This window comes from Rickettsia endosymbiont of Culicoides newsteadi, from assembly GCF_002259525.1.
Taxonomy (GTDB): Bacteria; Pseudomonadota; Alphaproteobacteria; order Rickettsiales; family Rickettsiaceae; genus Tisiphia.
In genome coordinates, this window is record NZ_MWZE01000033.1 from 1 (window position 1) to 12,202 (window position 12,202).

The window sequence follows — 12,202 nt, forward strand, 5'->3', positions numbered from 1 at the left end:
ATCTAATCAATGTTACGGTGTATACGAAGATATCGTTGCTAATGCTTGCTATGCCTGGAATCAACTTAGTAAAAATGCAACTTTAGTAAAATCAATTATGTATAGAGAGTGGATTAATATACCGCGTTAATTATTTCAATTGGTATAATTGGCAACTCGTGTTATTTTGCAACAATTTCGTGGGGATACATCAGCTCGCAATGACTTTGGAGAATTGCGAGATGTTAGTCGGGTTAGCAATCCGAAACAACAATAATAATTTATTTAATCTAGACATCTGATGAAACTTAGTCTAATCTCCTTTAATTTACTTGATATTATTACTTAAATTAACTTAATTATGGATAATCTAAACCAAATATTAGAATCTGCTCAAAGCAGTATCGAGGCAACTCAAACTTTATCAGGATTACAACAAATTAGGGTAGAGTTTCTTGGCAAAAAAAGTTTACTCACTCAAGAAATGAAAAAACTGGGCGATCTTGAACCAAATGATCGCAAAAAGTTAGGTGAGATAGTTAATCTGCTTAAAGAGCAGATTAGTAATTTGCTACAAGCAAAACAAACTATTTTGGAGGAATTTGAATTAAATAAGCAATTTGCTGAAGAAAAGACAGATTTAACCATTCCAGCTAGACAGCACAAGAAGGGGAGTATTCACCCAATTACCCAAGCTACCGAAGAATTAATTCAAATATTTGCAAAATTTGGGCTAACCATTAAGGATGGTCCAAATATCGAAAATGACTGGTATAATTTCACTGCCCTCAATTTTTATGAAGACCACCCTGCCAGACAGATGCATGACACTTTTTACCTAAAAGCAAAAGAAGGAGCCGATCCTCTGTTACTACGTACACACACTTCAACAATACAAATTAGAACCATGCAAAATGATAAACCGCCTTTTAGGTTTATTGCTCCTGGTAGAACTTATAGATCAGATTCCGATATGACACATACACCAATGTTCCATCAGATTGAAGGTCTAGTACTCGATGAAAATATTAATATGGGGCATTTAAAATACCTTATCACGGAATTTATCAAAGACTTTTTTGAACAAACAAATATTGAAATACGTTTTAGACCAAGTTTCTTCCCATTTACTGAGCCATCTGCCGAAGTGGATATTAAGATGCCCGATAGCAATAAATGGCTTGAGGTACTTGGTTGCGGTATGGTTCATCCAAACGTTCTGAAAAATGTTAATGTAGATAGTGATCATTATCAAGGGTTTGCTTTTGGGCTAGGTGTTGAACGTTTTGCTATGTTAAAATACGGGATCAAAGATCTTAGGCAATTTTTTGAAGGAGATATAAGATGGTTAAAACACTATAATTTCTCTGCTTTTGATATACCAACTCTAGCTGGGGGGTTAACAAGATGAAATTTACTCTATCATGGTTAAAAAAATTCTTAGATACAGATGTTTCTGTTACAGATATTGCTGAACGCTTGACTATGATCGGTCTAGAAGTAGAAGAAATCGTAGATAGAAGGGCGGAGCTAAAAGATTTTGAAGTAGCTCACATACTAGCTACTAAACCCCATCCTTCGGCGGATAAACTTAAGATATGTCAAGTCCAAACTAATGAAGGAATTTTACAGATAGTTTGCGGAGCAAGTAATGCTAGGGAGAATATTAAAGTAGTATTGGCAAAAATTGGTTGTGAAATTCCAAATGGTAAATTTAAAATTAAAGAATCGGTAATTCGTGGAGAAAAAAGTTGTGGTATGCTATGTTCGGAAGAGGAATTATTACTTGGTACTAATTCAGAAGGTATCATAGAACTACCGCAAGAGGCTAAAGTAGGCGAGCCACTTATACAATATTATGGGTATAACGATCCTGTCTTTGATATTAATGTTACCCCCAATCGTGGCGATGCTCTTGGCGTCTATGGTATAGCTAGAGATCTTGCTGCTAGTGGTATTGGTACACTTAAAGAACTAGAGATAGCGGAAATTGCCGGAGAATTTAAATCTAGCTTGAGTTTACAAGTAGAAAATAAAGAGGCGTGTCCTTTATTCGGATTTCGAGAAATAAGAAATTTACAAAATAGGCTAAGCCCTGATTGGTTAAAACAATTATTGCAAAATATTGGCATAAAACCAGTTTCGGCTATAGTGGACGTTACTAACTACATATCATATAGCTTCGGACAACCAATGCATGCCTATGATAGAAGTAAATTATCAGATAATATCCAAGTTACAACTCTTAAAGAAAAAACTAAATTTGCAGCTTTAAATGGCAAAGAATATGATTTAGATGCAGGAGATTTGGTAGTGCAAGATGATGGACAAATACTTGCTCTTGCTGGTATTATAGGGGGGGATAGTAGTAGTTGCGGACTTGAAACGCAAAATATTCTGCTAGAAGCGGCATGTTTTTCTGCTAAATATATTACTAAAACTGGTAGGCATCTGCAGATTGATACTGATTCGCGTTATCGTTTTGAACGTAATATTGATCAAAAATTTACCTTAAAAGCCTTAAATATTGCAAGTAAAATGATTTTAGCTATTTGTGGAGGTGAAATTTCTGATATAGTGTATAATGGGGAACTCAACCTTGAGCAAAAATCCCTGGTCTTCCCTATCAATTGCCTAGCTAAAATAACCGGTCTAAACCTAAGCCAAACCGAGATTTGTGATATTCTAAAGAAACTTGGTTTTATTGTAGTAGATATAGGTGATAGTCTCAAACTTACCATACCCTCCTGGCGACATGACATCACAATTAAAGAAGATATTGTTGAAGAGATTGTTCGTATTTACGGTTATGACAAGTTACAGCCGGTTAAATTACCAGAGATACAACTAGCAAGGATTGTACCTAAAGAACAACGAAGAGTTTCTGATATTAAAAGAATTTTAGCCAGTTGCGGGTATGATGAGGTAGTAACAAACTCATTCATGGATAGTGAAATAGCAAAATTATTTGCTCCAATGAAAGAGGAGCTATTTTTGCTAAATCCTATTAATGTTGATAATAATTATATGCGACCTAGCATCATTGCCAAATTACTTAAATTAGTGCAAAAGAATCTAACAAGATCCATCAAAGATATTGCTTTGATGGAATTGGGACCAATCTTTAACTCTTGCACATCCGATGGCGAATTGATTTTTGCTTCGGCGATAAGATGTGGGCTATATAACGAAAAAGATTGCCATTCTACAGCCCGCCCCGTAGATGTTTTTGACATTAAATCTGACTTAGAAAATGTTTTAAATTATACAGGTTTACCTATTGATAAGTGCCAATTTGCTCCTGTTGATTTACCTTATTACCATCCGACAAACTCAAACATTATAAAACTTGGTAAGAATGTCATAGCATATTTTGGACAAATTCATCCCTCTATATTAAAATATTTTGATATTGACTGCCAGATATTTGCCTTTGAGATAAATATTGCCAATATACCATTTGCTAAAGCAAAATTTGCTAAAAGAGACGAGTTTATTGTTTCCGACTTCCAACCAACCTTTAGAGACTATGCTTTTGTAGTTGATCTAGAACAACCGGTTGGCAAGATAATTGCTTATATCAAAAATTCTAATAAAAAACTGATAAAATCAGTTGATCTATTTGATGTTTATTCAGGAGATAAACTGCCTTCCGGTAAAAAATCGGTGGCAATTAAAGTGCAATTTCAAGCAGATGATCGGACGTTAAATGAAGCAGACTTAAATTTATTAAACCAGGAAGTTATTGCAACTGCTTACGAGAAATTCCAAGGTAAATTAAGAGAATAAATAAAATTTCTGGTAAAGTAACTTTTTTTAGCCGAATACTTGACTTAGTTGGATTAATAAGGTTATATTGTATAATTGGGTATAAGAGTATAAATTAATTTATGAGCATTGTATGAAAAGTGGTAATGAAGATAATAACGAAGGCTTCGCTGTTGCCAATGAAGCTGTGGATAAGGTGGCTGAAGTTGTAATTGCAGTAAATAATGATTTATCAGCTCTTTCTCCTGCGAAACAAGATTTAGAGCATATAGCTGGGGTTCTAGTTGAGGTGGTGAATGTTTTGGAAAAAAGAAACTCACTGCAAAATATAACAGCTAACGATATAAAGGGGTTAGAGGAAAAAGCTGAGAACATTAAAAGCCGTTCATCAATTGGAGCTCAGATAAAGGCATGGGTTGACTCATGGCTTACTCCTCTCATTAACTTTTTAAAATCTCCATTTAGTAAAAAACATCAAGAAAAATTACAGCAAGCAACAGAAGAGTTTGTTAAAGGAGCTGAGGTTATACAAGAACAAGTTGCCAAGGAGCAAGTTGTGGAAAAGCAAATAGCCACAACTATTGCAGCACAAGAAGCACCGGAACAACCATCTGTGAAACCAATTCCTAAACCTAGAACTATAACAGCCCCGTTAGCAGTACCAGAAGTAACTCACTCTATACAAGATGTTGTGCCAGTACAAGCTGTAGTGAGTAATGCTCCAGCTATGCCGCCAACACAGGTAACAACTAGTACTCCGACAGTTATGCCACCACCAGTGCAGGTAACAGTTAATAATGTTCCAGATATTCCACCGCCCCCTCCGCCACCGCCGCCTAATCTTAATACAAAAGTGACACCGGTAGCAAATGTCGATATGGCAAATCATTTGGCAGCCATAAGAGAAGGGATTAAGTTAAAGAGTGTAGCAGATCGACCATTAGGGGAAATAGCTGTAGGTTCAACAAACGATGGTTTGATGGGTGAATTGGGAAAAAGGCTTGCAGCACGGAGAGGAGCTGGTGAAGTTCAAGGCGGCAAAGAACTACCTAAAGCATGGCTTGCAGACCAAGCTAGATTTGAAGAGGCTAGAAAAGAAGAAGCAGCACGCCAGGCTAAACAAGATGCAATAGATGCTCCAAGAATAGCAGCGGCACTAAAAGCCGAAGCAGAAAAGCAAGCAGCAAGTGCAAAACCTACTCCTCCTAAAGTTGAGTTTAATGATGCTGGGGTTCCAATACCACCACCTCCTCCCCCTCCACCTGGACTCTCTGGTATTCAGTCGCCTAAACCAAAATCCCCAACCGCAGAACCAAAGAAACAGGCAAAGCCTGCTCGACTTGCTGTTTGTAAGGATGACATCATGAAAGCGGGAGAAGGGTTGAGGAAAGTTACAATTAAGGAAGATTCTACCCCTAAAAAACCAATAGAAACCCCTATAGTAAATTTTAAAGCAAACCTTAAACCAAGAGGACCCAGCGGCGGTAGGGGGTAAATAGCATAATTGTTGAAAGTTTAAAATAGAGCCAAATTACAACTAAAGATTGTGTGTAAATATAAACTCAGGGTAATTACCATACAAACCCGTCATTGCCAGGAGGTCGCCAGACCACAACTGTTGAAAGTTAGAAGGTAAAGCGGGTTTTAGATAGCTTTTCTGTCATTGCGAGACCACGTAGTGGTCGTGGCAATCCATTTTTGGTTACTTTTATGGATTGCTTCGTCGACCTACGGTCTTTCTCGCAATGACGTTGACCACATACGACTTTTAAACTATCCGGTCTAAAATCGCTTCCTCTTCTAACTTTCAACAGTTGTGAGGAGGTCGCCAGACCGATGAAGCAATCCATTTTTATTCACTTTTTCTTGGATTGCCGCGTCGCCACTTTTAGCGGCTCCTCGCAATGACTTTTGGCAAAGCAGTTCCGTCATTGCGAGCCACCGTAGATGGCGTGGCAATCCATTTTTGGTTACTTTTATGGATTGCTTTGTCGACCTTACGATCTCCTCGCAATGACGTTTTTATCCTGTCATTCCCACATCTAATTTGTCATTCCCGCGTAAGCGGGAATCTAGCCCCCTACCTACGCAGGGGTGACACAAAAATGGATTGCCACGACCTACTTGCGTGGTCTCGCAATGACCTTGCTTAATACTACAGTTGTAGTTTAGATGTGAGCATTCACGATTTTTTTGCTATTTTTTTGTGATGAATAAAAAAACCTGATCACCAAGCGTCATTGCGAGGAGACCGTAAGGTCAACGAAGCAATCCATTATAAAGATTAGCATATGCTTCTCATTCTGTATATAGGGTAGGTCCATACCATTAATTCAGGAGAATTTGGGGCTAGGAACGATGGAGCAACGCCTATAAGTAATAGGCGAGCGACAAGTGACAACGCCCCAACTTCTCATCAATTGACTATAGCATAAATATAATAATCTCTATGTATTCCTTGCACAATCTCATATTTTTTGAGCAATCCCTCTTTAACAAAATTACATCGTTCCAAAACCTTAGTTGAGCGAGTATTATCAGTTATAACAGTTGCTTGGGTGCGAACAATTCCAGCATATTCGATAAACCTTAAAATAGCTTTGATAGATTTCAGCATAATTCCTTTACCCCAAAATTCCGGATCAAGATCGTAACTTATTTCTGCTTTGAGGTGCATTGCAGAAACACTATTAAACCCAACAGTCCCTATAAGTTTATTAGTATCTTTGAGGGAAATAGCCCAGTAAAATCCCCGATGATTATGAAATAAGCTGGACCAATATCTTATCTCATCAGTAGCTTGAGCCGTGTCCGATGGACAATTTTGTTCGGTCAGGAATGGTAGCATTTCTGGCTTATTCATATAGGTAAAATAGTTTTCGGAATCATCACTAGTTAATTCCCTAAGCACTATATTACCTAGGTCTAATACAGGAAATTGATGATATATAGAGTGGTTCAGCATATGTTAGAAAATAATTTATTTTTTATAATTAGCGGGGTCAGTTACATTATTCTCTTCAAAGGCTTTAAGTCTAGTTAAGCATGAAAGACATGTGCCACAAGATAGCCCATCATCTGATGGATCATAACAAGAAATCGTTTTGGAATAATCTACGCCTAATTCTAGACCAGCCTTGATAATTTCTCCCTTTGACATATTTATTAAGGGAGCATGAATGGTAATTTGTTTACCTGACACTCCTACAGCAGTTGCCAGATTATTAAAAGCTGCTAAATATTCCAGACGGCAATCTGGATAATTAGCGGAATCAGTTGCATGTATCCCTATAAAAATATCAAAAGCTCCTATTATTTCACTAAATCCTAAAGCATAACTTAAAAATATGGTGTTACGTGCTGGTACATAAGTAACTGGTATACTCAAATGATTTGAGTATAGATCATTCTGTAATTCACTATGATCTTTATATTTAGGAACTTCTATATCATTGTCAGTAAGAGCTGATCCGCCAAAGTTACGTAAATCAATATTTACAATTTTATGCTGTTTGATGTTATAGTTGTTAACTAATTGCTTAACCTTCTCCAGTTCAACATTATTGCGTTGAGAATAATTGAAACTTATGGCATAAATTTCGTAATTCATTTTTTCCATCATGGCTAGTACGGTAGCTGAATCTGCACCACCACTAACTAAAGATACTGCCTTTTTCATAATAATCTGCATCCGTTTATCATTAATATATATAGCTAATCCGATTAGCACTACTCTGCCTATTAGCGAGCCGTAGTATCACTCGACTAAGCACTTGCAAGTTATCATTCCCACTTCCCTTTGCCCTTCCCGCTTCCCATTATCATTCCCGCGTAGGCAGGAATCTGGATACCTGCCTACGCAGGTATGACAAAACAGCATTGCTTCATCGCTACTAAGTGGCTTCTCGTAATGACCTATTGGACTTCTATATCTTTGAGTATATAGCAAAATTTTTTTCCACTAAGCTAATTATAGATAATTTTTTAAATATTTTCCAGTATGGCTCTCACTGCAAGCCGCAATATCCTTCGGAGTTCCAGTAACTACTATGCTACCACCTTTATCCCCTCCCTCAGGACCAACATCTATAACGTAATCCGCTGTTTTTACAACATCTAGGTTATGCTCAATAACTACCGCCGTATTACCCATGTCAACTAATTTATGTAATACTTTAAGCAATTTATTAATATCATCTATGTGTAAACCTGTTGTTGGTTCATCAAGTATGTATAAAGTTTTACCAGTTGAGCGTTTTGATAACTCCTTAGCTAATTTTATCCTTTGTGCTTCACCCCCAGACAAAGTAGTAGCCGATTGACCAATTTTTATATAACCAAGTCCTACCTCATTTAAAGTAACCAGTTTTTCGTAAATTAATGGTACTTTCTCAAAAAAGCTCATAGCATCTTCAACTGTCATCCTAAGAACATCAGATATAGACTTATCCTTATATTTAATTTCAAGAGTCTCTCTGTTATATCTATCGCCATTACACACATCACATTTTACATAAATATCAGGTAAAAAGTGCATTTCTATTTTAATCAGACCATCACCTTGACATGATTCGCATCTTCCACCTTTAACATTGAATGAAAACCTACCAACTTTATAACCCCGAGTTTTTGCAGTTGGTAATTCAGCAAACCAGTCTCTAATATGGGTAAATGCCCCTGTATAAGTTGCTGGGTTTGATCTTGGTGTACGACCTATTGGCGACTGATTGATATCAATAACCTTATCAATATATTCAAGACCAGTAATTGATTTATATTCTCCCGGAAAAACTTTTGAAGATGGTTCTAAAAACTTTAAAGCGGCTTTATATAAAGTATGAATTATTAAGCTTGATTTTCCTCCACCGGATACACCGGTTATTGCTGTAAAACTACCCAAAGGGATCGTAATATTAACATTTTGTAAATTATTAGACACAGCTCCAGTTAAGACTATTACCTTACCGGAAGAGGGTATTCGAGTATTTGCTGGTACTTCAATAAATTGTTTACCACTTAAATAGCTGCCAGTTATGCTATTTGCACATTGTTTAATTTCCTCAATTGTTCCTTGGGCTACTATATGTCCACCATGAATACCGGCACCTGGTCCAACATCAATAATGTGATCCGATTCATACATTGTTTCTTCATCATGCTCAACAACCAGCACTGTATTACCAAGGTCTCGAAGATTTTTGAGAGTTTCTATTAAGCGAGCATTATCACGCTGATGTAAACCAATTGACGGCTCGTCAAGTACATATAACACCCCACTAAGTCCTGAACCAATTTGTGACGCTAAACGAATACGCTGGCTTTCTCCACCAGATAAAGTACCTGACCCTCTAGACAAAGCAAGATATTCAAGACCAACATTCATAAGAAATTGTAACCTTTCCTTGATTTCCTTTAATATACGCTCGGCAATAGCTACTTGTCTTTTATTAAGCTGTTGGTCTAATTGATTAAACCATTTTTGTAGTTGTAAAATACTCAAGGCAGATACTTGTCCTATATGCATATCAGCAATTTTAATACAAAGAGACTCTGTCTTTAATCTATAACCTTCACAAGCTGTACATTTGTGTTCTGCTTTGTATTTTAATAATTCTTCTTTTACTAAAGAGGAATCAGTCTTACGCTCTTTTTCTTGTAAGCTAGGTATTATTCCGGCAAAAGGCTGCTGAATAATCTGAGATTTAGAACCATCATGATATTGAAAATCTATAACTTCATCACCAGACCCATGGAGCAATATTTGCTGTATCGTATTTGATAATTCTGTAAAGGGCGTGTCTAATGAAAATTTGTAATGAGTTGCTAAGGCTTTTAATGTTTCTAAAAAGAACTTTGAGGATATTTTACCCCAGGGGGCTATAGCTCCATCCTTAATACTAACTCTGCTATCGGGAATAATTAAGTCTTTATCAAGAAATAATTCTTTGCCAAGACCTTCACATTTAGGACAAGCACCAAATGGGCTATTAAAGGAAAAAATTCTTGGTTCTATCTCAGTAATCTGGAAACCAGAAACTGGACAAGAATATTTTTCTGAAAAAATGATTCTCGAGCCTTTAGTAAGGGTGGTCTCTACTCCGTTTGGTAAATCAACAATCTCGACATATACTATACCATCTGCCAATTTAAGAGCTATTTCCAAACTATCTGCAAGTCTATTGCCTAAATCACCTTCTAGAGAAATCCTATCAACAATTACTTCAATATTATGTTTTTTATTTTTGTCAAATTTTGGCAGATTATCAATCTCATAAATTTCATTGTTAATTACCAATCTGCCAAAACCCTGTTTTCTAAGATCAAGAATTTCACGTCTAAACTCACCCTTCTGTCCTCGGACAATCGGAGCTAAAATGTATAATTTACTTGCTTTAGGAAAGGCAAGAATGGCATCTATCATCTCTGATATAGTCTGATTCTTGATAGGTAGACCTGTTGCTGGAGAATATGGGACTCCTACTCTTGCATATAGTAATCTCAAATAATCATAAATCTCAGTTATCGTACCCACTGTAGAGCGTGGATTTTTAGATGTAGTTTTTTGATCAATAGCTATTGCCGGCGACAAACCAGAGACTGACTCAACATCAGGCTTATCCTGAAGATGTAAGAATTGTCTAGCATAAGAAGACAGGCTTTCAACATATCTACGTTGCCCTTCAGCATAAATAGTATCAAAGGCTAATGAAGACTTACCAGAACCACTAAGCCCAGTAATTACCACAAACTTATTTCTAGGAATATCAACATTTATATTTTTTAAATTATGCTCCTTAGCACCACGAACTTTAATATATTCTTGCATAATAATTTGTTATAAATTTTTAAGGAACTTTCAAAAAACTTGTAGCATTATAGGTCGTTTTGGATTACTATTGCAATAATAAATTTTTAAATAAATTAGGTAATGATTTGTGGCTGGTAGTTTAAATAAAGCAATATTAATAGGTAATTTAGGACGTGATCCAGAAATTAGGCATACGGCTGACGGTAAAGAGATAGCAAGTTTTAGTGTTGCTACTTCTGAGACATGGAAAGATCGTACTACTGGAGAGAAGAAAGAAAAAACCGAATGGCATAGAGTAGTAGTATTTAGTGAAGGTTTGGTATCTGTTGTAAAGAATTATGCCAAAAAAGGAACTAGAGTTTACTTAGAAGGTATTTTACAAACTAGAAAATGGGTAGATAACCTTGGGCATGAAAAATATACGACAGAAATAGTGCTGCAGAATTTTAACTCACAATTTATATTGTTAGATTCTAAAGGTGTTGGCATTCAAACATCAGATACTGTTGTACCCAAAAATACGGTTACTAACTTTGACCATAGCGATTTAGATGATGAAATACCTTTCTAGAGTTGCGGTAGTTTCTTTATCTCTGGCTCTTTCTTCTTGTGTTTCGTCTATAGAAACAAGGGTTGAGGAAGCAGAAAAACTAGCATCAATAAACAGGTTTGAGAAAAAACTTGTTAAGGCTGGGGATTTTGTCATTACAACTTACCAACATATCTCGGATAAAGATAGCCCTTATGTATTTTATATTGAGGGTGATGGAAGTATTGGACGTTATGCCGTCGCTAGCAATCCGACTCCTTCCAAGATTATGTTGTTTAAGCTTGCTACTCTTGATACTAGACCTAATGTAGTTTATATAGCTCGTCCATGCCAATATACACCAGTAGAGCTTAATCCTAATTGTAATCAAGTCTATTGGACAGACAAAAGAATGGCTGAAGAGGTTATAGAATCAACAAACATAGTAATAAATAGTATAAATAATGATAAGCCAGCTAGTTTAGTTGGTTTCTCTGGTGGGGGAGGTGTTGCTATCTTGGTGGCAGCAAGAAATAAACATATTAAGGATATAATAACTGTAGCCGGTAATCTTGATATTAAAAATTTTAGTGAACATCATAGAGTATATGCATTAAAGAAATCATTAAATCCCATAGATTATGCCATAAAAATCAATAATATCCCACAATTACATATTTCAGGAAACAAGGATAAAATAGTACCTAGCAGTATTATGCATGGCTATATAAAAGCTAGTTCTTCAAATTGTATACAGCAAAAGATTTTTCCTAATATTACTCATACCAAAGGTTGGGATAAGGTGTGGCAGAATGTGCTGAAAATTAATCTTACCTGCAAATATAATAGACCTCTTGCATAGCTTATAAACGCAAAATTTGTCATATATGGACGAGTGAATTTGTCAAGAAAGAAAATAAAAAAATAGAGCCACAAAGGAAGCGGTCATATATTCGGCATCGAGTGCCATAATGGTTTCTGCATTCTTATAAATATCCTTGAGTTACCTCTCATTCCCACGGCTTCTAGAGCCTCGACATAATTACGGATTTTATTCAGAATACTTATTCATTAACTCTTTAACTTTCGTTCTCTTTATTGTTACTATTCTTTACTCA

Annotated in this window: 8 protein-coding genes; 5 read left to right on the plus strand and 3 right to left on the minus strand. The window is 36.2% G+C overall.

Features of this window, described 5'->3' with window-relative positions:
- Window positions 1-340 precede the first annotated feature (340 nt).
- The 3 genes from pheS (at window position 341) to RiCNE_RS03515 (ending at window position 5,242) form a co-directional block, all read left to right on the plus strand.
- A complete protein-coding gene (gene pheS / locus RiCNE_RS03505) occupies window positions 341-1,390 on the plus strand; it encodes a phenylalanine--tRNA ligase subunit alpha (RefSeq protein WP_094649236.1) in 1,050 nt (349 codons plus the stop codon).
- Window positions 1,387-3,768: a phenylalanine--tRNA ligase subunit beta gene (gene pheT / locus RiCNE_RS03510; protein WP_094649237.1), complete on the plus strand. Its 2,382-nt coding sequence runs from the start codon at window positions 1,387-1,389 to the stop codon at window positions 3,766-3,768. Before pheS ends, pheT begins: the two co-directional genes overlap by 4 nt.
- 112 nt (window positions 3,769-3,880) lie before the next feature.
- Entirely contained in the window at window positions 3,881-5,242 is a 1,362-nt protein-coding gene (locus RiCNE_RS03515; protein WP_094649238.1) for a hypothetical protein, read from the plus strand.
- Between the two features lie 921 nt (window positions 5,243-6,163).
- Here the strand turns inward: RiCNE_RS03515 and RiCNE_RS03520 are convergent.
- The 3 genes from RiCNE_RS03520 to uvrA all read right to left on the minus strand — a co-directional run bounded on the left by RiCNE_RS03520 (window position 6,164) and on the right by uvrA (window position 10,576).
- The gene (locus tag RiCNE_RS03520) at window positions 6,164-6,712 is read right to left on the minus strand and encodes a GNAT family N-acetyltransferase (RefSeq protein WP_094649239.1); all 549 of its coding nucleotides are present in this window, start codon (window positions 6,710-6,712) and stop codon (window positions 6,164-6,166) included.
- 15 nt (window positions 6,713-6,727) lie between these two features.
- On the minus strand, window positions 6,728-7,426 hold the full coding sequence (gene queC, locus RiCNE_RS03525; RefSeq protein WP_094649243.1) for a 7-cyano-7-deazaguanine synthase QueC: 699 nt from the start codon (window positions 7,424-7,426) through the stop codon (window positions 6,728-6,730).
- Window positions 7,427-7,717: 291 nt separating this feature from the next.
- Complete coding sequence (gene uvrA / locus RiCNE_RS03530) at window positions 7,718-10,576, minus strand: excinuclease ABC subunit UvrA (protein WP_094649240.1); 2,859 nt, start codon at window positions 10,574-10,576, stop codon at window positions 7,718-7,720.
- 106 nt (window positions 10,577-10,682) lie between these two features.
- Between uvrA and ssb the strand changes: the two genes are divergently transcribed.
- Window positions 10,683-11,126, plus strand: a complete 444-nt coding sequence (gene ssb / locus RiCNE_RS03535) for a single-stranded DNA-binding protein (RefSeq protein WP_094649241.1) — start codon at window positions 10,683-10,685, stop codon at window positions 11,124-11,126.
- Window positions 11,110-11,946: an alpha/beta hydrolase family protein gene (locus RiCNE_RS03540; protein ID WP_410525742.1), complete on the plus strand. Its 837-nt coding sequence runs from the start codon at window positions 11,110-11,112 to the stop codon at window positions 11,944-11,946. Before ssb ends, RiCNE_RS03540 begins: the two co-directional genes overlap by 17 nt.
- Window positions 11,947-12,202: the final 256 nt, after the last annotated feature.